The 25,229-nt window shown below is 36.4% G+C and carries 12 protein-coding genes; 7 read left to right on the top strand and 5 right to left on the bottom strand.

Translation table 11 applies throughout. The annotated features are described in order from the left end of the window. The 4 genes from NLM59_RS09410 to NLM59_RS09395 form a co-directional block, all read right to left on the bottom strand. Positions 1–4,426: RHS repeat domain-containing protein (locus tag NLM59_RS09410; protein WP_304417527.1), on the bottom strand; the 4,426-nt coding region annotated here is incomplete at its 3' end. A gap of 15 nt (positions 4,427–4,441) precedes the next feature. Next, the gene (locus tag NLM59_RS09405) at positions 4,442–5,137 is read right to left on the bottom strand and encodes a hypothetical protein (RefSeq protein WP_304417526.1); all 696 of its coding nucleotides are present in this window, start codon (positions 5,135–5,137) and stop codon (positions 4,442–4,444) included. 21 nt (positions 5,138–5,158) lie between these two features. Further along, positions 5,159–10,678: a hypothetical protein gene (locus NLM59_RS09400; protein ID WP_304417525.1), complete on the bottom strand. Its 5,520-nt coding sequence runs from the start codon at positions 10,676–10,678 to the stop codon at positions 5,159–5,161. A 407-nt stretch (positions 10,679–11,085) separates the two neighbouring features. After that, entirely contained in the window at positions 11,086–12,195 is a 1,110-nt protein-coding gene (locus NLM59_RS09395) for a carbohydrate binding domain-containing protein (RefSeq protein WP_304417524.1), read from the bottom strand. A gap of 1,078 nt (positions 12,196–13,273) precedes the next feature. Between NLM59_RS09395 and NLM59_RS09390 the strand changes: the two genes are divergently transcribed. The 7 genes from NLM59_RS09390 (at position 13,274) to NLM59_RS09360 (ending at position 22,660) form a co-directional block, all read left to right on the top strand. Further along, the gene (locus tag NLM59_RS09390) at positions 13,274–14,806 is read left to right on the top strand and encodes a bifunctional GNAT family N-acetyltransferase/carbon-nitrogen hydrolase family protein (protein WP_304417523.1); all 1,533 of its coding nucleotides are present in this window, start codon (positions 13,274–13,276) and stop codon (positions 14,804–14,806) included. Positions 14,807–17,736: 2,930 nt separating this feature from the next. Then, entirely contained in the window at positions 17,737–18,180 is a 444-nt protein-coding gene (locus NLM59_RS09385) for an LNS2 domain-containing protein (protein WP_304417522.1), read from the top strand. Positions 18,181–18,268: 88 nt separating this feature from the next. Continuing rightward, the gene (locus NLM59_RS09380) at positions 18,269–18,811 is read left to right on the top strand and encodes a YfiT family bacillithiol transferase (RefSeq protein ID WP_304417521.1); all 543 of its coding nucleotides are present in this window, start codon (positions 18,269–18,271) and stop codon (positions 18,809–18,811) included. Between the two features lie 72 nt (positions 18,812–18,883). Next, positions 18,884–19,450: a hypothetical protein gene (locus NLM59_RS09375; protein ID WP_304417520.1), complete on the top strand. Its 567-nt coding sequence runs from the start codon at positions 18,884–18,886 to the stop codon at positions 19,448–19,450. A gap of 31 nt (positions 19,451–19,481) precedes the next feature. Next, positions 19,482–20,210 carry a bifunctional demethylmenaquinone methyltransferase/2-methoxy-6-polyprenyl-1,4-benzoquinol methylase UbiE gene (gene ubiE, locus NLM59_RS09370; protein ID WP_304417519.1) on the top strand — a complete coding sequence of 243 codons (729 nt, stop codon included), beginning with the start codon at positions 19,482–19,484 and terminating at the stop codon, positions 20,208–20,210. Positions 20,211–20,236: 26 nt separating this feature from the next. Beyond that, a complete protein-coding gene (porT, locus tag NLM59_RS09365) occupies positions 20,237–21,001 on the top strand; it encodes a type IX secretion/gliding motility protein PorT/SprT (protein ID WP_304417518.1) in 765 nt (254 codons plus the stop codon). A 528-nt stretch (positions 21,002–21,529) separates the two neighbouring features. Next, positions 21,530–22,660 (top strand): universal stress protein, encoded by a 1,131-nt coding sequence (locus NLM59_RS09360; protein WP_304417517.1) that lies wholly within the window; start codon positions 21,530–21,532, stop codon positions 22,658–22,660. Positions 22,661–22,745: 85 nt separating this feature from the next. On the opposite strand, the gene NLM59_RS09355 is transcribed toward NLM59_RS09360, so the two are convergent. Next, positions 22,746–25,175 carry a transglutaminase domain-containing protein gene (locus tag NLM59_RS09355; protein ID WP_304417516.1) on the bottom strand — a complete coding sequence of 810 codons (2,430 nt, stop codon included), beginning with the start codon at positions 25,173–25,175 and terminating at the stop codon, positions 22,746–22,748. Positions 25,176–25,229 lie beyond the last annotated feature (54 nt).

Raw genomic sequence — 25,229 nt, 5'->3', positions numbered from 1 at the left:
GAGGGTCTAAAGTTGAAACTTCTGGAAGTTCTGCAACATCACATACAGAACTATCTGTGTAGGTAAATACAGTGTCAACTGATTCACTAACAGTTACCGCGAAAGTAAATTCATTATAACATCCTCCAGATGGTGTGAATGTATAAGTATAAACACCATCAACCTGATCTACCGACCAAGTTCCAGCTACACCGTTGTTGTCGTTTGTTTGTAAACCTCCAACTTCTGGAGGATCTATCACATCACATACGGAACTATCTGTGTAAGTAAACACAGTGTCAACTGAATCACTAATAGTTACTGTGAAGCTAAATTCGTTGTAACAAGTATCTGTTGGTGTGAAAGTATATGTATAAACATCATCTACTTGATTAACTGACCAAGCGCCGTCAACTCCGTTGTCGTCTTGAGTTGCTAAATCATCCACTAACGGAAGATCCGCTACACCACAAACTGAAGCGTCAACATAATTAAACTCAGTAGCAACTGTTTCTGTTATTGTTACCGTGAAACTAAACTCGTTGTAACATCCGCCTGTTGGTGTAAATGTATAGGTATAATCATCATCAACTTGATTCACGGTCCAAGCGCCGTCAATTCCGTTATTATCTTGAGAGTTTAAATTAGTAACTGCTGGAAGTTCTGCAGCATCGCAGACTGATGAGTCTGTATAGTCAAATACAGTGTCAACTGAAGAAGTTACTGTTACAACAAATGAATATTCATTATAACATCCTCCAGATGGCGTGAACGTATAGGTATAATCATCGCCTGTTTGAGCAACAGTCCATGTTCCATCAACACCGTTATTGTCTTGAGTGTTTAAATTAGTAACTGCTGGAAGCTCTCCAGCATCGCAGACTGATGAGTATGTATAGTCAAATATAGTATCTACTGAAGAAGTTACTGCTACAACAAATGAATATTCATTATAACATCCTCCAGATGGTGTAAAGGTGTAAGTATAAACACCATCAACTTGACTAACTGACCAAGTTCCATCAACACCGTTATTGTCTTGAGGGTTTAAGTTTGAAACTATTGGAAGCTCTGTAACATCACACACTGCACTATCTGTGTAAGTAAATACGGTGTCAACTGAATCACTAACAGTTACAGTGAAGCTAAACTCATTGTAACAAGTATCTGTTGGCGTGAAAGTATATGTATAAACATCATCAACTTGATTCACTGACCAAGTTCCATCAATACCGTTATTGTCTTGAGTTGCTAATTCTCCTACTTCTGGAAGCTCTGTGACATCACATACTGCACTATCTGTGTAAATAAATACGGTATCAACTGAATCACTAATAGTTACAGTAAAACTAAACTCATTGTAACAATCTTCTGTTGGTGTGAAAGTATATGTATAAACAACATCAATTTGATTCACTGACCATGTTCCAGCTACACCGTTATTATCTTGAGAGTCTAAAGTTGAAACTTCTGGAAGCTCTACAGCATCACATACGGAACTATCTACATAATTAAATACAGTGTCAACTGAATCACTAACAGTTACGGAGAAGCTAAACTCATTATAACAAGAATCTATTGGCGTAAAGGTATAAGTATAAACACCATCAACCTGGTTCATTGACCATGTTCCATCAACACCGTTATTGTCTTGAGAGCCTAAAGTAGAAACTTCTGGAAGTTCTGTCACGTCACATACGGAACTATCGGTATAAGTAAATTCAGTGTCAACTGAATCGCTAACAGTTACAGTAAAACCAAACTCATTGTAACAAGAATCTATTGGTGTGAATGTATAAGTATAAACATCATCATCTTGATTCATTGACCAAGCTCCATCAATACCGTTATTGTCTTGAATTGCTAAATCTTCTAGAACTGGAAGACCTGCAGCATCACATACTGCACTATCTGTGTAACTAAATTCAGTGTCAACTGAATCGCTAACAGTTACTGTGAAAATAAACTCATTGTAACAAGTATCTGTTGGAGTAAATGTATAAGTATAAACATCATCAACTTGATTCATTGACCATGTTCCATCAACACCGTTATTATCTTGAGAGTCTAAAGTTGAAACTTCTGGAAGTTCTGTAACATCACACACTGCACTATCTGTGTAAGTGAATACTGCATCAACTGAATCACTAACATTTACCGTGAAAGTAAACTCATTATAACAAGAATCTATTGGCGTGAAAGTATATGTATAAACATCTTCAACTTGGCTAACTGACCAAGTTCCGGCTACGCCATTATTATCTTCCGTTTCTAAATTATCAACTAATGGAAGATCCGCTACATCACAAACTGAAGAATCTGTATAATCAAACTCAGTATCTACAGAGTCCGTTACTGTCACCGTGAAAACAAACTCATTATAACATCCTCCAGATGGTGTGAAAGTATAAGTATAAACTTCATCGACTTGACCCATTGTCCAAGTTCCATCAACACCATTATTATCTTGAGAGTCTAAAGTTGAAACGTCTGGAAGTTCTGCAGCATCGCAGACCGATGAGTCTGTATAGTCAAATACAGTATCTACTGAAGAAGTTACTGTTACAACAAATGAATATTCATTATAACATCCTCCAGATGGTGTAAATGTATAGATATAATCATCATCAACCTGATTCACTGACCATGTTCCAAATACACCGTTATTGTCTTGAGGAGCTAAAGTTGAAACTGCTGGAAGTTCTGCAGCATCACAAACTGATAAGTCTGTATAGTCAAATACTGTATCTACTGAAGAGGATACAGTTACAACAAAAGTGAATTCATTAAAACAAGAATCGGTTGGTGTGAATGTATAAGTATAAACATCATCAACTTGATTCATTGTCCATGTTCCATCAACACCGTTATTGTCTTGAGGAGCTAAAGTTGAAACATCAGGAATTTCTGTAACATCACAAACTGATGAGTCTGTATAGTCAAATTCAGTATCAACTGAAGAAGTTACTGATACAACAAAAGTGAATTCATTATAACATCCTCCAGATGGTGTAAAGGTATAAGTATAAACCTCATCGACTTGACTAACTGACCAAGTTCCGGCTACGCCATTATTATCTTCCGTTTCTAAATTATCCACTAACGGAAGATCCGCTACATCACATACTGAAGAATCTGTATAATCAAACTCAGTATCTACAGAGTCCGTTACTGTCACCGTGAAAACAAACTCATTATAACATTCTCCAGATGGTGTAAAGGTATAAGTATAAACCTCATCGACCTGGTTAATCGACCAAGTTCCGTCAACTCCGTTGTCGTCTTGAGTTGCTAAATCATCCACTAACGGAAGATCCGCTACATCACAAACTGAAGCGTCAACATAAGCAAATTCAGCATCAACAGATTCTGTAACAGTCACGGTGAAAGTAAACTCATTGTAACAAGTATCTGTTGGCGTGAAAGTATAAGTATAAGTTCCATCTTGATTGTCTTCCTGAGTCCACGCGCCGGCTACTCCTTGCTCCGAGCTGTTTGGTAAATTCTCCACCATTGGTAAATCGGCAACATCACAAACATTTTCCTCTGGTAATTCTTCGAAACTTAAATCCATTAAAGCCTCTATCACAAAACTCACGGTCGAATTTACATAACAGCCTTGATCATCATCAGGAATAAAAGAATAAACTAAATCATCATCAATCGTTGAGGTATTAAGTTGTGTAACTATTTCTCCCTCTTCATCTTGCCATGTTCCACTAATTCCCTCTACCGATGTTGGTAATTCAAAACTACTTCCTAAGCAATGATTCACATTCACAGAACTCATATCAACTTGTGAAAGCGAATTGATAATTAATTCAACGGAAGCATTTCCAGCATCACATACGCCAACTGGATCGTCTGTTACTACAGAAAGAGACACTAACCCATTGTTTATATCATTATTACCCGGCGTATATACAGGCGTAAAGCTCGTACTATCATCAAACACTCCATCTCCAGCGGTAAACCATTGAACAGTAGAAGCATTAATAATTTCAGCTGATAATTGAATTGTCTCACCCTCGCAAATAGGTTGAACATCATTTATATATACTTCAACTGGATTATCGCAATCACAGTTTTCTAATATAACCTCTAGCTCCTCTTGATTAAAACAACCAGAGTTAGTGGTTTCTGTTACCACCAAAGTATAAGTTCCCACTGGAACAGTAGACCAAACAATTTCTATTTGATTTCCAGACCCTGTAGTAGGTTGAATTAAGTCATTATAACTTCCCTCTAATATCTCCCAAGTATAAGTTGAACCAGGAGTTCCTTCCCCTCCATTTTCTTCCCAATCCACTTTATAGGATTTGGGCATCGCATCTTGCGTACATATCGTTTGCGTTGGCACTTGCGCATTCACCTCACTCCCCATACAGAATATGAGGAATAAGGTGAGCACAAAGCCTAAATGATATGTAGAGAGGTTAGAACTCATTTCATCAATAAGTGATTAATCAAAAATAATCTCTGTTGTTGTTGGAATTGGATTCACCGTTACACTCATAGTAGAATCTGCTGGGTCTAATATCAATGCAGAACAACTATCAGTATCTGTTTCATCATCAACTTCTGTTAATGTAAGCGTAAATACCTCCGTAGTGTTAGCATCTGTTAAGCCTGGAATCGCAATCGTAGCATCTCCGTTATTACCTAATACAACCGTAGCATTTATTGGCGTAAATCCTGCGTTATCACTAGTTATTGTATAAGTGACTTGAGCATTAGGAGTTCCTCCAGTTAAGTTAAAGAATTCAATATCTCCAACACAAAATGCGTTTGCAATAGCTGTTATAGTAGGTGCTTCATATCCTGACTGCAAGATAATTTGTATTTCTTGAGGCTCTCCAGAACAACCATCCACTGTTTCAACGACCGTCAACGTAAAAGTATGCGGTCTTGGATAGGCATCTAAAGTTGCACTACTCCAATCAATTGAAATACTATTAGTATCAGCATTTGTTATTTCAACAGACAAATCAGTTGTTGCCTCGTCTAACAAAGTCCATTCGTAAGAACCTGCTGGTGAGGGGTCATTCACGTCCACTGTATAGTTTTTGACTTCAGGTGAACAAATAGTTTGTTGTGCATTAACAGCAATGCTTATCAATGCAAAAAGAAAAATCAAAAGTAATTTAATCGTTTTCATAATATGAGTTTTTAATTTTCATCAATTCAATAGTTGAATAGGTGATGTTATGGGTTTATCTTTAATTATAATCGTTACCTCCTGCGTACTAGCGCACTGTCCAGCGTCAGGAGTAAAAGTATAGGTTGTTGTATTGTATGGATCAAAAGCTGGAGACCAAGTACCTGTTATACCATTTGGTGATTCATTTTCTAAAGGAAAACTCTCTCCCTCACATTGACTTGGAGGTATCACAAAGTTTGGAGTTATTACATCTTCTACACTAACCGTGAAACTATATGCTTCATAACATTCATTTGTTGGTGTGAATGTATAGGTATAGACATTATTATTTTCCACAACAGACCAAGTTCCAGCAACATTATTATCATCTTCGGTATCTAGGCTATCTACTTCTGGCAAAGACATGTTCCCACAAATGCTTAAATCAGTCAATGATTCAAAAACAATTTCAGCCATTTGCTTAATGGTAACGTCAAAAGAGGATTCGTTAGAACAGTTCGGATTTCCTCCTGTCTCAGCATATATATAAATAGTTTGGGATGAGGTTATTAAATCTCCCGCATTTAATTCTGTTCCTGCTCCATCGGGTTCTGTATAATAGTTACCATGGCTTAAGTTTGGCAATTCATAAGACTCACAAACTATTACATCATCTAATATATCTACCTCTGGTAATTCTACAATTGTGATTTCAAAACTAGTTTCAGCTGCGCAATTATTCGATCCACCTGTCTCGGCATATACATAAATTGTTTGTGATGACGTAATAACATCGCCAGCGCTAAGTTGTGTTCCTGTTCCATTAGTCCCCGTAAAATAGCTACCATGAGTTAGGATAGGTAATTCATAAGATGTACAACTCACTACATTTTCTGGACTATCTAGCTGTGGCAAGGCATGTTCATAAACACTAATTGTAGTTGTCTCATTACAATCTGCAGTAGGAGTAAATACATAATCTCCTTCTCCACTATAAACAGCTGGTGACCATGCTCCATCTACATTATTCGTGGGGGTAGGAAGTATGAATTCTTCTCCCTCACAAATATTAAATTCTAATTGTTCAAATTCAGCTATTTGCTTGCTTATAATTATAATCGTTTCTGAATCTGAAACTGGACCGCAATTTGGATTATTCGTATTAGGTGCAGTAGTGAACGCAGTGATTATTACTTCATTGTTTAATATATCCTCTGGACTAGGTGTATAAGTTGTTTCATTAGAATATTCGTTTGAAAAACTTCCATTTCCTGAAGTTTCCCATCGATCAAATTCTGCATCTCCCGTAATTATTGCAGTTAACTCAATACTTGAACCTGCACAAATAGGTTCTGTAGCTTGAATCGTGATTTCAAGCTCTGGACATGGACAAGAAATAAATGTAAAGGTAAACGGTGTTCTATCATAACAACCAGCTTGACTTGTATCTGGAACAAAATATATAATGACGTCGCCTGCAGTGGTGGACGTAAATGAATTTCCTAAATCATTACCATCAGCATCTTCCCAATGACCTACCACTTGATTATCGTCTACCAAAGCCAATGAAACATCACTATAAACACAATGACCTGTTAAATTTAAATTATTAAAGGATACAAGATCTTCAGTAATTTCTACAGTAATAGTAACAGGAAGACCACAATTTCCAGCACTTGGAGTAAAAACATAACTATAGCTTCCAGGCTGTGAAGTATTAATGCTACTCGGACTCCAAGTTCCCTCAACACCGTTCTCTGAAGTAGTGGGTAACGCAACTGGAGTATCACCTTTACAATAAGAAGTTTCAAAAGAAAAGCTAGGTGTAATTACATTTCCGAATGTGAAGTACTTGCCATTTGGAACATCTTCTAAATTAGAATTTGAAGAGTCAAAAATATAACCTTTTTTAGCTGAAGCCGTTCCCGTTCCCGTTCCTGTATAGTTATTCAATTCAAGAACACTAGTGTTGTTTGCAGGAAAACTAGGATCAGAGGATACCAATAGAGTCGTTACCTCTTCAGGCAATTCATTAGGATCAAAACCTATAGAAACACGAGGATGATTTCCAACTCTTGTCATTTTCCAAACACGATTCATTCTTTGCATACCATCCATGCAACTCAGACTTAAATCCTCATCATTATCTGCAATTACAAAAAAGTTTCTATTCGGATAGCCCATAGAAATACTATTTTCACTATTAAATAAAGTATTCTGCTCTACACTATTATCAACATATAGCGTCAATAAGCCATTATCGTTAACCGAGCGAGATTGCTTTTGAAACAAATCTTTATTCGCCTCCTCTGCATCGGTGTTAATCCCTGTGTTATCTCTACCTACTATGCTAATATTATGGTTAAAACCTACATGATCTTCAGGATCAAAAATTAAATTAGACTGAGAGTCTATATAGTCATTGCTTGCCCCAACTGTATTTGGATTTAAACTTATTCCATACTTAATTGCTAAATAAGTACGTACACGTTGCAATTCTGAATCACTTAATACTCTACCATAAATTATAATCTCCGAAATTCCATCATTACTATATTCTGTATGGCCGTTATAACCTACATCTCTTGCTCCAATTGAAAATTTTGGTTGATACCAATTCTTAGGTATTTGTGTTCTCAAACTTAATGAGCGAATATCCTCATTCACAAAACCTTTAATGTCAGACGCACTATCAACCGATCCAAATATACGTGCAACATCATTTGAATAATAATCCTGACCAAGAGCAGCACTATTTAAGTTGACAATATTTTGATATAATGAAGATGTTTCTTCTCCCTCTGCTGTATAAATATTTTCGGTTTCAACATTGCTGTGTGGCCTATACATAAAAGCATAATGTTGCCTGATTCTATAAGTCATTAAAACAGAATTCAAATCCGGAAGAGCCGTAGAAACATTAAAGAATGTAGAGTTTAGGACATGAATATAATCTAAAGGAGGTGTTCTAAATAATACTTGTTGGTTATCCGCATTAAACTTGATATATCTATGATAATTAAATGATTTCGCGTCATTTTCAATATAACTAGGTCTTTTAGAATTAGTAATCTGAGTTACGGCTCTATCACTCATCGTATTTACCCATTCAGAAACTCTTCCTCCTGGACGCACAACGCGGGTTAATGAATGTTGATTCTCATCTGCTTTCATCCAAACGCTAGGAATAGCCACTCCACCAGGCAAACTAGGTCCAACAATCGAAATTTGAATTTGGGTCATACAACCATTATTCAATGTATAGGTTACCGTTGAAACACCAATCAATCCATTATTATTTGTTGTAATTAAACCTGTACTAGGGTCAATAGTAAAAAGTGTATCATCTGAGTTCGTAAATGTTCCATTACTACCGGGAACGAGTGATTCAACATAATTTGTATTATCCCCTAAAACAATAATATTCTCTGGAACTTCAATATCATTTCCATTGTATAAAGCTATTCCACCAGCATCTCTAATGTTTACAGTAGTTGTATATTCATCCACACATCCTTGACCATCGTGTGGTACAAATACTAATGTTTGAACTCCAATTAAATCTGTATTTATTTCAGATATTGGAATATAATTGCCAGACACGTGTTCAAACCAATCTCCCATAATGGAATTATTCGAAGTTGTTGGTAAATTATGTGGACCAGAAAATTGACAATAATTTGAACTTAAGCTAAATGTCGGCATAATCAATGCTTGATAATTGACAGTCACAGTTGATTGAGCATTACCACATGGCGCTGTACTCTCAATGGTATAAGTCCATATATCTTCATTTTGAGACCAAGTCCCTCCCGGTTCAGGCGATCCTCCTAAAGTATCAAACAACTGCTCTTCCGTAGGTGTTTCGCCCGCACATAAAGTAAGTGTAGCATTTTCTCCAGCATCTGGCGAACTATGAATAATAAGCTCTAAACTCCCTGACCAGCTACAAGTAGAACCACTATAAGGCAAAGCTGGATTATCATCTTCATAAAACACCTGTACTTGCCAGGTTCCTTCTTCCACAAAACCCTGCATTTGTGCTATTAAACGAAGAATCCCATTCCAATCAGTATATTCATCAGTTAAGTCTATCTCTTCTCCCGTTGGGCTCGTTAAAACCAAATCAAAATGTGCTAAAAGAGCCTGAAGCTCAGCCAAGGGCAAGTCAAACAAATCATTCCCACACATTTCATAGGTTCCTCTTAATTGAAATTGCTGATCGCCTTGATTATGCTCTGAATTACTTAATTCAATTATATAATCTCTATCAGGGACTGGTACAACCGTTAAATCAAAACTAGCTTCTGAATAACAAGCATCATTGGGTGTAAATGTATAAGTTTGAGTTCCTAGAGTAGTGGTATCAATAGAAGCAGGACTCCATGTTCCCTCAACACCATTATCAGATGTTGTAGGTAAAAGTACAGCATCTTCTCCTTCACAATATTCTATTGGTAAATTTTCAAATATTGATGAAGTAGATGTATTAACGTTTAAAGTCACTTGAGTTGTTTCCAAATCTGGAAAAATTGGACAAGAATCACCATGAATTGAAATTGAAACTATCGAATAAGTTGTTGTTTGCGTTGGATTAACCGAAATAGTATGATTAAAATTTATATCTGTAAGTGATACATCTGACTCTCCATCATTATATACAACATCATAATTATAACCTGTGTCTGGCAAAGAAAAGCTTAGGGTTGCACTTTGACCTTCACAAATAGTATCAGGGTTAATTGATAATAACTCTACTGAATCAACAATTTCTATAAAATCTAGTGTATCGTTTAAGTTATAATCATTACAACTATTATAGTCCTGCCAATTATTAGGATTATTAATTCGAACAAACCATGCTAACTTTGTGGTAGCTTCTGTTGAACCTTTATATATAGAATATTTTTTAGGTGGCCCGTTCAATTCAAGTGAATGACAATCAGCAATGTCAGGATGAAGTTGCGAAAACGATGTACCTGCACAAGAATTTGTGCACCAACTCGAAGTTGTCATTCCATAATATACCTCACCATTAAAGGTAGCCTGATGTGTATCAATTCCATTATCCCATCCATTTGAACTTAATATGTATATTTGGTCGCCGTTGACTCCTATATTGAAAGTTGCAAAATTTCCATCAGATAATTTTTCAATGTTCCATTCTAAAAACAATGGAGTGATGGATTTAACTATATTGTCAGGAGAAATCTGTGTTTGGAATCTAACAACCGTACCTTTGGGAATTATTGGTAAACCTTCGTATGTAAATCTAATTGTTCCTTCTGTCGACCCCCAAAAGCCATCATTAATTCTACCATATCCATTATCAGTCATAATGAAAGAGGTACCAGTTTCTATATCTTTAAGAAAGACTATCGAAATAATATCAGAACCAGTATTAGAACCACATAGTTGATTATTAGTATTCACTCCCAGAATCGCAACATCTCCTCTTTCCAGCACGGTTTGCCCCCATGTAGTAAGCGTACCACAAAGCCATAGAGCTACAAGTATATAGCGCCATAGACTTCTTTTGTATGTAGAGAGCGTTTTCAAAATCGGTTCATAAAAAGTGAGTCAAATATAGCTCGTTCAAAGTAAAGCTAAAGTTAAACCTATCCCTTGCGTCGAGTTATTTGATAATTCAAATATACATATATATGTAGCTATTATTATGTTAATTACATAATTTTCAATGCTTAAATTTAATAATTAGACTTATTTAAAACAAGTTCTCCACCTATATCCCTAAACAGCTGTTTTACTTTCCTTGAGAACACAAGACAAAATCCAACATATCATAGGCTTTCTAACTCATAAAAGCAGGTAAAGAATCGCGATTTAACTTCATAAAAAAAAAGCCTCAGACCTTCCGTCTAAAGCTTTTCGATTTTATTTTCCTAATGGTGTTAAAAAGAAAAACCCCGCACAGGCGGGGTTTTGGTGAATATTAAAAAATATCCTTATTGCTGAACTACAGAGAAGTTATCAAAATATACAACTGCTCCACCATAAGCTCTTACTTCATAATAGAATTTATTAGCATTTGCAGGTGCGGTTAAAGTAACTGTATACTCTGTCCATTGATTGTTATTATTTTGCAAATAACCGCCTGACGGCCCACGAAGTTCATCAGAATTTGAAAAAATATTACTTGAATCATTTCTCCAATAAGACCAAATCCTTGCAGACATATTATTACCAGAAGCTACTTTATACCAAAATGTAATTGTATAAGTTGCCCCAGGCGTTATAGTTATAGTTTGATTCAATTTTTTCGTACCTAACCCACTAAATTTTATTGAATGATTCCCTTCTTGTGATTCATCGCTTACAACTACACCATTGTCATTATTAAACCAGTTTATACTACCTCCACTTTCAAATCCTCCATTTTGAACTAAATTTCCGATTGGTGTACTACCTCCTGGATCATTATCTAATATTATGCCTTCGGCAATATCATAACTAATGTTAACATTAGCATTGCCTACAATATCACCTAAAGAAATTAAAACAGCATAATGCTCAGAATTTTCAACAATATCATCCACTTTAGTAGTTACAGATATTGTTTTGTTAGTTTCACCTTCATAAAAAGTTAAAGTACCACTAGCGCCTACATAATCTTCATCTTCTGTTGCAGAATCTATATAGTCTAATGGAATACCCGGTATCTCAGATGTAATGTACTCAATAGAAATAGAAGTTCCTGGCTCAACCGCAGGAGAAATAGAAACGTTAAATACCTGATCTTCACCTTCATAAACTCGTTCAGGCACTGAAATAGAAACTGTGTACAATTGCGCACATTCCGTTCCTAAAACCTGCCATGCTGTTCCGTCATAAGCTTTTAAACACTTACCATTGGTATCAAAATAGACCAATCCACCCACTGCGTTTTGTGGCTCTTCTGCTAGTCTTGGCAAGAGTAAACCCTTATCGTTTGAGTTAATTTGTAAAGCCGCAGACTCCTCAATTGCTGCTTCTGTGTTTCCGGTATCGTCAATTAATACTTGACTAGATACCATGCTAGCAGCTAGAACTGCCAACGAAAATAAAATTCTTTTCATTCCTTAATAATAAATGTTAAAATTTGGATTTTTTAGTTGTATAAACATTTTTAAATCAACCGATTTTAAAATATTAATAGGCGCGAATTTAGGAAAACTTTATGAATGTTTTAGTTTTCTCAGCTCTCTCAGCAATTTTTAACCTAAATTTTACTTTGAACCATCAAGTAAAGCCCAACAACAAAGACTATCAAGCTAAAAAAACCCAAGGCGTCACTCTGAACTTGATTCAGAGTCTGTTTAATAAAGTAGTTTAAAGTTGCTTAAAATTGTTTAATTAGTTTAATTAGTTTAAAGCTTGTTTAAGCTTCATCCAAGAATGCAACCCCGAAGCGTCACTCTGAACTTGATTCAGAGTCTTTTAATAAAGTGGATTAAGATTGTTTAAATATAATTTAAGTCGTGTATCCTCTTGTCAGGCTGAGTGATTTTGTGCAACAAAATTGTATCGAAGCCTTAGACAAGAGAAGAAATGATGAATTTTGAATTCTAAATTTTAAATTTAATTACACGCACAGAACTGTGAACCGTGAACCCTAAAATCTGAACTCTAAACCCAAGGCGTCACTCTGAACTTGATTCAGAGTCTTCTCTTAACGTAGTTTAATATTGTTTAATTAGTTTAAAGATGCTTTAAGGTTCATCCTTGAATGCAATCCCAAGGCGTCACTCTGAACTTGAGGCAAAGTCTCTCTTGTCAGGCTGAGTGATTTTGTGCAACAAAATTGTATCGAAGCCTTAGACAAGAGAAGTGCAAAGGTTGTCGTGCTCCCTTTCTGTCGACATTTCGATACATTTTTCTCTATCGAGAAATCCTCCTCCATGTGACAGAAAACTCTACACTCTAAACTCTAAACCCTAAACTAAACCAAGGCGTCATTCCGCACTTGATGCGGAATCTTTTAAATTTAAAACCAAATTTGCGCTAGATGCTGAATCAAGTTCAGCATGACATACGCCTGACAGAAAACTCTAAACCCTAAACTCTACACTATCCACCAACCAATAGCATTATTTAAACTTAAAATTAAAATCACATGACTTGCTTTCGTATTTTTGCAAACAATTAATCCTAGGCATGAAACACGAGAACATAGAAAACATCGAATTAAAATATCTTACCCTTAAAGATTATCCGGCCCTGCGCGCTACCATGGAGGCTTCTTATCAAAGCATGCCACATGTAGTCTGGGAAGAGAATCAAATCAAAAATCTTATCAAGAAATTCCCAGAAGGTCAGGTAGTTTTAAAAGTTAACGATGAAATTGCAGCGGCTGCCTTAGCCATAATTGTTGATGGTAAGAAAGTAGATCGCCATCACACCTACGATTCCATCACCGGTAAAGAAACTTTCTCTACCCACACCAACAAGGGAAATGTACTATATGGTATAGATATTTTTGTTCATCCAGACTTTAGAGGGATGAAACTCGGTCGACGTCTTTATGAATATCGCCGTGAATTGTGTGAGCAATTAAACCTAAGAGGAATCGCCTTTGGAGGTAGAATGCCGAATTATCATGAATACTCAGACGAACTGACACCAAGACAATATATAGACAAAGTGAGCAGTAAGGAGATTCATGACCCCGTGCTTAACTTTCAGATTTCTAATGATTTCCGCCCAACTAGAATTCTAAGAAATTACCTTCCAGACGATAAGCGTTCGGAAAAGAACGCCATCTTAATGGAATGGGATAATATCTACTACGAAGAGAATGAGGAGCGCGCGCTTTACTCCAACAAAACCGTTGTTAGATTAGGTTTAATTCAATGGCAAATGCGTCCTTATGCAAATTTTGAGGATGTTATGGAACAGGCAGAGTATTTTATCAATACTCTTTCGGGTTATCGTTCAGATTTTGCTTTATTTCCAGAGTATTTTAATGCGCCATTAATGGCTGATTACAACCACTTGAGCGAGGCTGAGGCCATTCGTAAGTTGGCGGACTATACCGAAGATTTCAAAATTCGTTTCTCTGAATTGGCGGTGCAGTATAATATTAACATCATTACGGGTTCTATGCCAGAGGTGATAGACGAAACCTTGCACAATGTTGGTTTCTTATGCCGCAGAGATGGATCGATTGAGCGATATGAGAAACTTCACCCAACGCCAGACGAAGAAAAAGCATGGGGATTACAAGGTGGAAGCAAAATAGAAGCCTTCGACACCGATTGCGGAAAAGTAGGAATCTTGATTTGTTATGATGTTGAGTTTCCTGAGTTAGGTAGACTATTAGCGGACCAAGGCATGGATATTTTATTCGTTCCTTTCCTTACCGACACCAAAAACGGTTATTCACGTGTGAGGTATTGTGCTCAAGCCCGTGCGATTGAAAACGAGTGTTATGTTGCCATTGCAGGATCGGTAGGTAACTTACCAAAAGTCCACAACATGGACATTCAATACTCACAGTCGATGGTATTCACACCCTGTGATTTCGCCTTCCCCGCAGATGGTATCAAGGCCGCCTCTACACCTAACACCGAGATGATTTTGATTGAGGATGTGGATTTAGATTTATTATTAGAACTACACGAACAAGGAAGCGTTAAGAACTTAAAATCCCGCCGATTAGACTTATACTCTTTGAAGAAAAAAGGATAGTTAAGGTGGAATAAAAGTAGTTTAATATTGTTTAAATAGTTTAAAAGTAGTTTAATTTCATCCCTTAAAGCAAACCCAAGGCGTCACTCTGAACTTGATTCAGAGTCTGTTTAATAAAGTAGTTTAATTGGTTTAAAGATGGTTTAAGCTACATCCTTAAATGCAACCCCGAAGCGTCATTCCGCACTTGATGCGGAATCTTTCTTGTCAGGCTGAGTGATTTTGTACAACAAAATTGTATCAAAGCCTTGGACAAGAGAAGAAATGATGAATTTTGAATTCTAAATTTTGAATTTTTCTGCACGCACAGAACTACGAACCGTGAACCCTAAACTAATTACTATACACTCTACACCCTAAACTAGCATCAAGAACCCCTCAGTCCTGCGGACAGCTCCCCTTAAAAGTGGAGCAGCTGGGTTGCGCCTAACCAGGGTGAAAAACAAAAATATTCTTCGATTAACCATTCTAGATTCCGGGTCAAGCCCGGAATGACCTGCGCCTGGGCACCTCGAGTAGTACAAACCCAAGGCGTCACTCTGAACTTGATTCAGAGTCTTCTGTTCATGTGGTTTAAGGTTAGTTTAAAATTGTTTAATTGGTTTAAAGGTTTTTTAAACTTCATCCATGAATGCAAACCCGAAGCGTCATTCCGCACTTGATGCGGAATCTCTCTTGTCAGGCTGAGTGATTTTGTGCAACAAAATTGTATCAAAGCCTTGGACAAGAGAAGAAATAATGAATTTTAAATTCTAAATTTTGAATTGTTCTGCACGCACAGAACTGCGAACCATGAACCCTAAACTAATTACTATACACCCTAAACTAAATAAACCCGGAGCGTCACTCTGAACTTGATTCAGAGTCTGTTTAAGATTAAGCTGCTAACACCCATTCTGTCGACATTTCGATACATTTTTCTCTAACGAGAAAAACACTCAATGTGACAGAAAACCCTAAACCCTCAACTTTACACTCTAAACCCTAAACCAACCCAAGGCGTCATTCTGAACTTGATTCAGAGTCTTCTGCTAGGAAGGTTTAAGGCTAGTTTAAAATTGTTTAATTTGTTTAATTTGTTTAATTTGTTTAAATATAATTTAAGTCGTGTATCCTCTTGTCAGGCTGAGTGATTTTGTACAACAAAATTGTAACGAAGCCTAAGACAAGAGAAGCGCGATGCTTGTAATGCTCCCTTTCTGTCGACATTTCGATACATTTTTCTCGATAGAGAAAAACACTCAATGTGACAGAAAGCCCTAAACTCTAAACCCTACACTCTAAACTAAACCTAGAAGTAAAAACCAGCGAAATACTTATAACCCAAAAACTTCAAATTCCGAGCAAAAATCAGCAGGTATAGGGTGTTAAATTTTGATTCAATTCTTAGTAAAAAACACCCAAATTAAACCAAATTTCACCCACAAAATTTGCAAAAAAACAACTCGATAAAGACTTTTTTCAGCCATAAAACAGACCCAAAACGCGAGATATTTGAAGCAAAATTAGTGCTACATGATGCTCAAAATCGATGATTTCGGATAAAATTTTGTTCATCTGCATGAAATTTTATTTCATGCAGATGAACAAATCACTTTATGCGGATAATGTAACAACTTTATGCGGATGAAATTTGCAAAAGATGCGGATGAAATTCGCAGATTATGCGGATGTTTTTAGCAAAAAAATAGCCTGAAATTTGATTTCAGGCTATGCTATAAAAATCGCTTATGTCTTATTTTAAGTCAAAATACACCTCCGAAAAGATTTAGTTTTCGTATTCTCAAAATAGTTTACAACTTCAATTCCTAAACTTAAAATTGAGGAGGTTTTCATAGACAAAATAATTCCTATAATATTACTTTCTTTCTGGAATTTTAATGCTTTTTCATAAACTTCAAGATTTAGCTTAAAAAGTAAGTTGAGGAAAGATATAAGTAAAAACTCAACAAAGGAAAAGAATTCCTTTATTTGAGAATATTGCTGATTTAGTACATAACTAAGTTTCATCACCCTAATTAACCAATAGATTTACTACTAATTTAAGCCTTATACATTAAATATTCTAAGCAAAATTAACGAGTTTACTCGTCGTTTTTCCTAGTTACTGATTTTCAACACCTTAAAACACATCCTCTTGTCAGGCTGAGTGATTTTGTGAAACAAAATTGTATCGAAGCCTAAGACAAGAGAAGAAATGATGAATTTTGAATTCTAAATTTTGAATTGTTCTGCAAGCACAGAACTGCGAACCGTAAACCCTAAACTAAACAAACCCGATGCGTCACTCTGAACTTGATTCAGAGTCTGTTTAAGCTTAAGCCTCTAACACCCTTTCTAACGACATTTCGATACAAATTTTTCTAATGATAAATTCACTCAATGTGACAGAAAACCATAAACTATAAACTATAAACTAACATTAAGAACCCCTCAGTCCTGCGGACAGCTCCCCTTAAAAGTGGAGCAGCTGGGTTGCACCTAAACACAAAGGTTAAAAACAAAACATTCTTCGATTAACAATACTAGATTCCGGGTCAAGCCCGGAATGACATGCGCCTGGGCACCCCGAGCATTACAAACCCAAGGCGTCATTCCGCACTTGATGCGGAATCTCTCTTGTCAGGCTGAGGGATTTTGCAATGCAAAATTGTATCGAAGCCTTAGACAAGAGAAGCGCGAAGGTTGTCATATTACCTTTCTGTCGACATTTCGATACATTTTTCACTAAGGAGAAAAACTCCTCCATGTGACAGAAAACCCTAAACCCTCAACTTTACACTCTACACTCTACACTCTAAACCCTAAACCAAACCAAGTCGTCACTCTGAACTTGATTCAGAGTCTGTTTAAAAACACCCTTCTACTATATACTTGCCTCTCCAAAAACACCCAAAACAATTCCGTATCTTTACATTTAAAACCTAGCTATGAAAGAAAAGAAAGATATCACGCTAAAAGAAACTATCGTAGATGGTAAAGCTGTTAGCCCAGTCTTACCCGAAAATGTAAAAAATTACCTAATTGACATCGACGGTACTATTGGTGAGGATATACCTAATGAAGAACCTGAGAGAATGTTAACAGCTAAGGTATATCCAGATGCCTTAAAGGTTTGTAATAAATGGTACGACGAGGGTCATAGAATTTGTTTCTTTACCTCTAGAACAGAAGCTCACAGAGAATACACCGAAACATGGCTTAAGAAACATGGTTTCAAATATCATAGCCTATTGATGGGCAAACCTCGTGGCGGAAACTATCACTGGATCGACAATCATATGGTGAAGGCAACACGCTATAATGGCAAGTTCACCGATTTGGTGGAAAAAGAAGTTATGATTGAAGTTTTCGATGATGGAAGTCATGATTAATCTTCGCCTTTCTTAGTAACTTTGATGTCACAGAAATATAGCAGTTAAGTCTCGCTATAACGTCACATACCAAATTTAGTAGCGTATTATGGAAGAGCTTAAATATCCCATCGGAAGATTTAAAGCACCCGAAAAATTCGAACAAGAATTGGTGGACCAATATATTCATCAGCTTACAATCCTTCCACCCTATTTTGCACAAACAGCCTTAGAATTAGATACCCAACAACTTAAACAAAGTTATCGCCCAGGCGGTTGGAATGCAATTCAAATCGTGCATCACTTAGCTGATAGTCACATGAATGCCTTTATTCGGTTTAAATTAGCACTCACCGAAACCGAACCCATCATTAAACCTTATCAGGAAAATTTATGGGCGAACTTATCTGATAGTCAACTGGCAGGAATTTCTTCTTCGCTACAGATTCTTTCTGGTTTACACTATAGATGGGTATTGCTGCTAAAAAACATGAACGAGAGAGAATTTGCTAAGTCTATAACACATCCAGAACACGACGAAAAACAAGATTTATTCTTTCTACTAGCCTACTATGCATGGCATGCCGAACATCATTTAGGTCATTTAAAAATCATACACCAACTTAAACAATTAGAAAGCAGTATTTCATAAGTTATAGTTAGCGGTGATTTTATTGAATAACAATTCAAATAATTGTTTGCAAATCCCTAACTTTGCCCACTTATGAAAAAATTGAGCCCAAATTTTATTGGATTTTTAATTGCGCTTGTTGTAAGTGCTTTAAGTTTGGTGGTCTATTTTCAATTTATTCAAAGAGAGAGTTATTATCTTATAGACAATCCTACCAAAGCTACTTTGAACGTGACCATAGACCAAAATAAATATATTGTGCCGCCGAGTCAGGATTTAAAAATTAATTTAGATAAAGGGCAACACACATTAGAAGTTGCTTCTGAGGTTGATAGTCTTAATTTTCCAGCAAGCACATTTGAGGTAAAAAGGGTTAGAGGAATGATAAATCCGACACGTTCGGTATATTTTATCTATGGATTGCCTTATGGCCCAATGGTAGATAAAGATTCTATCTTCGGAAAATTAAAAGCAACTTATCAAGGCAAAACCTATTTAGGTGATGTAAAAATAGATTCTACGATTTATAACGAGGATTTCTATTATAACTTAGACGAAGACTTCCCAGCTTTTACACGAAAATCTGAAAACGATACATTACGTAAGAAGATTTTTAGAGTTGGTGATTTTAAACAATTTTATTTTGAGAATTTCGAATAATCTAAATTCTCCACATTAGCATTAGAAAAATATGTCAGAACAAGTAAAACCATACGGCTCTACCATGGGCAAAAAAGATGAAGTCGAACAAATGTTTGACAACATCTCGCATAGATATGATTTCCTCAACCGATTATTATCAGTTGGAATCGATGTCAGCTGGCGTAAAAAAGTAGTTAAAATGGTTACCGAAACCCAGCCAAAAACTATCTTAGACGTAGCCACCGGAACCGGAGACTTGGCGATTGCTTTAGCCAAAAAGAATCCACAAGCTAAGATTACTGGTTTCGATTTATCGAATGGAATGTTGGAGCATGGACGTGTAAAGGTTGCTGAGAAAAACTTAACCGATCAGATCGAAATGATTCAGGGAGACGCAGAGAATATGCCTTTTGAGGACAATACATTCGATGCGATTACGGTTGCCTTTGGAGTTAGAAACTTCGAAACATTAGAAAAAGGATTAAAAGAGATTCATCGCGTATTGAAACCAGGCGGGAAATTTGTGATTTTAGAGTTTTCACAGCCAGAGCAGTTCCCGATGAAACAATTATATAATTTCTATTTCAAGAATATTTTACCCGTTATCGGAAAAACTTTCTCTAAGGATCACAGAGCCTACACTTACTTACCAGAGTCGGTACAAGCCTTTCCTTATGGCGAAAAATTGAACAAAATATTGAAATCTGTAAATTTCCTTGAACCTAAAGATAAAAAACTTACCTTTGGCATAGCGAGTATTTATAGTTGCTTAAAATAAATCGCCAAACAATACGTTATCAAAATATGAGAAAGATTTTTGCCCTTTTCACTATCATGTTTATTGTGTCTGCCCAGGCGCAATGGAAGCCAAACTTCGATAAAGAAGACAAAAATAACGCTGAAGACCAGAAAAGACTATCCTATGGATACTTTTTGGGACTGAATTACTTCGATTTTAAGATGCATCCCAGCGAAACGGGCATCAACGATCTAGGTAGATTTGATGTCGAGTCTGAAGCAAAAATGGGCTTCTCTGCCGGACTTATGGGTAAGTTAAAACTAAATGATAGATTTGATTTATTTATTCAGCCAGGGATTCACTTCACAGAGCGTAACCTATATTTCAACAATATACACGAAGGTGGTATCTACGACAATCCATACAACGGAACGCCGTATTTAGCATCAGCCAATGATTCGATTCGCGAGATTAAATCTTCTTATATCGATATTCCGATTTTATTACAAATCCACGGTGATCGTTGGTTTAACACGCGTCCTTACCTACAAGCAGGTGTTGGATATATGGTCAACATGCAGAGTGAGGAAAGCTCAGAAGACGATAACTTCGATGGGATTTTTAGGCTAAAAACACACAGTTTCTCATACCAAATCGAAGGTGGTATTAGCATTTACTTCCGTAGATTTAAGTTAACACCATCAGTTAAAGGAATTTTCTTCTTCAACAACGAGTTAGTGGCAGACGATCCAGACACGCCACCAATTTGGGCGGGCGCCTTCTCGTCTATGCACACGAGGGCCATTATGTTCTCGCTCAAGTTTGAGTAAGCAATTCAATAGAAAAAATTCAAAAGTCGCCATGTGCGGCTTTTTTTTGTGCTTTATTTTTTTGGGCGGCTTAACTGGCTTTCTGTTGCAATCTTTGTGTGCGCTAGAGACAAATAATCTAGCCCAAGGAGCTTCCGTTGGTCGCTCTTGTGCGTTGTTATTTGTTGCTCTAGCGCCCAACAAAGGATTTCCACGCCAATCCAGGCCGCAAGCTATCGCGCCTGAATATATCGTTGAAGTATAATCCAACACCTTCTCTCCTAGCTTTACTTTCAGCCTTAAAGCAAACTATTAAAACTCATGTTTTTAGCTTCTTAAAGTCTTTCTAATTACTTATTTATTTTGTAAATTTAAGTAGTGAAAAAGCAAGCCAATTAGTTTCAAAAAGAAAATTGAATTTGATCTCATTTTTAAATCAAAGGATTGCGACATCACAGGTTTTAATCGACATTAAAAATAGATTGAAACAAATTATTTAAAACATAAAACCAACTCACGCCTCCGCAAGAGGATTAAAAACCATATGCAATGAAATTAATCAAAAACATTTTAGTTGCCGTAGACTTTAGAGCTTCCACAGAAAATGTGGTATCCAACGCCATTGTTTTCGCCAAGAAATTTAAGTCTAAACTAACACTCGTTCACGTATTGCCTGAAGGTTCTACCAACGAAAAAGTAGATTCTTTGGTTAGAAAAGCTGCCGAAGACGAATTAGAAAAAATTAATCAAAGATTTCAGCAGGAAGAAGTTCAAACGGGCGACCCTATGATTATGTTTGGTAATTATAGTGATAGAATCGTCTTTGCTTCTAAAAAGATAGGTGCTAACTTAGTGATCATCGGAGCTGGAGAAAAACAGAAAAAAGATAGTGTTCAATTGGGTACTACCGCCGGAAGAGTCATGCTACAAAGCAAAGTTCCTGTGTTTGTAATCAAAAGCGGACAGGATTTAAGCCAAATTAAGAACATTTTATGTCCGGTTGACTTTTCTGATGAATCTAGCAACGCACTCAAAAATGCCATTGCGATTGCACGCGTATTCCAAGCTAAATTAACTGTATTGAGCGTCTATACTGAGTTTAAGCAAACGATTACTCGAATTGACCCAGATGAAGTGAATCGTCAACGAAAGCAAGATCAAGAACTCGAGTTAAAGAGGTTCTTAGACAAGCATAACTTAATTGATTTAGACTATAGTCAAGAAGTTGCAGGTGGAAGTCCATCCCAAGAAATCCTAAAAGCTATTGAAGCTCATCAAATTGATTTGCTATTAATGGGAACTACCGGAAGATCTGGTATCAATAAAATCCTATTAGGAAGTGTGGCAGAGAAAGTTACAAGAGAAGTGCTTAGTTCTTTCATTACCTCTAAGAAAGAAGATTTCCTTGAATTTGAATTGATTTCTAAGGACTTAGACGAGCATTTTGAAGCTGCAGAAAAGCTTTATGAAGATGGTTTCTATAATTTAGCCATTGATTTATACCATGAAGCTCTAGAACTTAATTTTACGCACTTGCCTTCGTTGAGAGGCTTGGCAAGAACTTATGAAAAACTAGGCGACGAAGCGAATGCAAATAAATATAAAAACATGACTAAGCAGGTTTTACAACAAATGAAAAACTATAAAATTGAAGAAGAAGTTCGTAGAAATATGAGCTAAAAACTAGCTAACTAATCAAGCTAAATGAAAAGCACAGTCTTAAATCCAAATGATTTTTGACTGTGCTTCTATTTTTAAAAGTAATTTATCTTACATTTTCTAAGTCTTTTTCTGCCAAATGCGTGAATGAAATAGATGATGATTTCAACTTTTTATCCTCTGGGAAAATTAATTCCAATTGATAATTTCCCGGGTAAAGACGCGTACTGCTCAAATTATATTGATAAACGCCCGAAGACAAATTCTTGTTTAGTAAATAATCTACTTGTTTTCCCTCTTGATTTTTTAAAACCAATTGGGTCTTTGTGTTTTTAGGAACCGCAAATTCAAGCTTGCTTTCTACCACCATAGGATTTGGGCTAATACTAAGTTGCGTATTCATTGATGCCAAAGAAGGACTAAGCTTTTGTAGATTCGTGGCATCAGCAGGGAGTTTAAACTGATACAAACCACCCATATTATTATAATATGCATAAGGATGACCAAACATACCCGGCGCACCCGCAATTAACTCTTGATTCATTAAACTAAAATCATGACCTAAGTTTTCTCTTCCATCGCTGTTAGCATCAGGATTGTCTATGATTTCATTTTTAGCGGTGAATACATTTTGAGTTTCCCAATCCGCAAGTCCTGTATATTTGAAATGATAGATAGCTCCGGCGTGTTCACCTAAATCGGTTGATGCATTGGGAGCGCTCACAAATAAATCAGATCCACACAAAGCGACCTTGGCCCCGAAATTATCACCTTTTAGAGGACTTGCAGCACTTAATTTAGTTTTCTCTTGCCAAGTCTTTCCATCAAAACCAAAGACATAAGCCGCTCCTGCATCCTTAGCATTACTTTTGTGTAATGGTGCTCCCACAGCAATGCTATTGCCATCTAAGGCCAAACTAAACCCAAACATATCTCTGGCATGTCCATCCTTTGCCTTTAACACTGCTTCTTGGCTGAATTTATCGCCATTTCGTTTGTAAACATATACTGCACCTTGTCTTTCGTCACCATACATTTGATGAGGATCAAAGCGCGAAGTAGATGATACAATTAATCTATTATCATCTGCATCTAAACCATAGCCGAAATAAGAAAAAGATGCGGGGCTTTTAGCTTCCAATTCAGTTTTAAAAACATATTGAGACCTTTCTTCCTTAAATACATAAACCTTTCCCGATGCTGGTTTACCACCTGCTCTTGCTTCGGGATCACCTACATATAAATAAGGTCCATGCATAGCCAATGACTCACCTATTCCAGCTCCAGGATGATTATCTAAGCTAAGCTTCTGCTTTAGAACCCATTTATTGTTTTTATCTAATTCATAAATCACAATAACACCATTTGAATTAGAGTTGGCACTAATTCCTGTTAATCCGATAGCTAATCTATTATCTGTCATCGCCATGGCGGGTGATCTATAATCATAACTTCCAAAACCATAACTAGATTTAGCTCCTGCCAAGAAAATTGGTGACATACTCGGTCTAACTCGTTTAAAGTTTGCCTCCGTAAATCCTTCGCTTGGATTGATTTTTTGAACTAACTTAAGTTGATTCCCTGAATTTTTATAGATAAACAACTGATTATTATGAGAATGAATATCTGGAATTTGAGAGCGTCTAGCTTCTGGATATTTAAATCCTAAAGTAGCTAAATAAGTATCGTTGGATGCCATTACACGCCCCAGCAAATCACGTTGATTAATGTTTTTAGCTTCTGGTTTAGGCAATTGTTTTAATTCGTTGATTTGATTGACAGATAAATTAGTTCCACTCTTAACCTTAGTTTTTGGGTCTAAACTAAAATCTCGGGTTACTTTATGCTTGGCTTGGTTCCAGTTTTCGTCTACATACAATACAACATTCTCTGTAAAAGGCAAAGCTGCTGTTTGTGGTTCTATGGTCAACCAATAATCCTCTTCCGGGAAATAAACTTCCATCATATAATGTCTTGTAATATGACGACCATTGATGACATAGGTACGCATCACTCTGGTGGGCACTCCTAGATTTCTAAGAATCGCTGCCGGCAAATGAGAATAACCAATACAATTCACCACTTTTTGATCATAAGCTTCCACTGCTGAGTGAATCTTATTCGGAAATCCATAAGACAAATGCCCAACGTTCCAGTGTAGAACATTTTTCACCAACATGTTTAAATCGTTGGTATTGGCTTCTTTCTTAATTTGCGCAGCAATTTTGGCAATGCTTGGGTGATTACTTTCAATATGCGAACTTGGTTGTAGATATTTTTGATATTCCTTGGGCAAGTTCTGAATAGGATATTTGGACTTAGGTGGATTTTTTAAAGTTTTAAAACGAAGCTTCACCACCACTTCCTTATTGCTTTTTTTATCTACCGTTTGTTTGATACTTGCACTTTCATACTCTTGAAAATCATATACTTTATCGGGGTGCGTAAAGGTGTAGATTCGTTCGCGTGCATCTTGGGCATGAATGAAACCCAAAGAAAAAATTAAGAAGATTAAAAGTTGAGAAAATCTAATCATTTCTTTAAAAATTTAAGTTGAATTATAGGTTTTAATTAAATGAAACAGAAGATA

It is taken from the genome of Profundicola chukchiensis, from assembly GCF_029664245.1.
GTDB lineage: Bacteria > Bacteroidota > Bacteroidia > Flavobacteriales > Weeksellaceae > Profundicola > Profundicola chukchiensis.
Note: the sequence above shows the minus strand (reverse complement) of the source record. Positions and strands in the feature narration are given on the sequence as shown.

Coding starts and splice junctions, on each gene's coding strand:
- NLM59_RS09405 (WP_304417526.1), bottom strand. CDS start 5,137: ATGAAAACGATTAAATTACTTTTGATTTTTCTTTTTGCATTGATAAGC.
- NLM59_RS09395 (WP_304417524.1), bottom strand. CDS start 12,195: ATGAAAAGAATTTTATTTTCGTTGGCAGTTCTAGCTGCTAGCATGGTA.
- NLM59_RS09390 (WP_304417523.1), top strand. CDS start 13,274: ATGAAACACGAGAACATAGAAAACATCGAATTAAAATATCTTACCCTT.
- NLM59_RS09385 (WP_304417522.1), top strand. CDS start 17,737: ATGAAAGAAAAGAAAGATATCACGCTAAAAGAAACTATCGTAGATGGT.
- NLM59_RS09380 (WP_304417521.1), top strand. CDS start 18,269: ATGGAAGAGCTTAAATATCCCATCGGAAGATTTAAAGCACCCGAAAAA.
- NLM59_RS09375 (WP_304417520.1), top strand. CDS start 18,884: ATGAAAAAATTGAGCCCAAATTTTATTGGATTTTTAATTGCGCTTGTT.
- ubiE (WP_304417519.1), top strand. CDS start 19,482: ATGTCAGAACAAGTAAAACCATACGGCTCTACCATGGGCAAAAAAGAT.
- porT (WP_304417518.1), top strand. CDS start 20,237: ATGAGAAAGATTTTTGCCCTTTTCACTATCATGTTTATTGTGTCTGCC.
- NLM59_RS09360 (WP_304417517.1), top strand. CDS start 21,530: ATGAAATTAATCAAAAACATTTTAGTTGCCGTAGACTTTAGAGCTTCC.
- NLM59_RS09355 (WP_304417516.1), bottom strand. CDS start 25,175: ATGATTAGATTTTCTCAACTTTTAATCTTCTTAATTTTTTCTTTGGGT.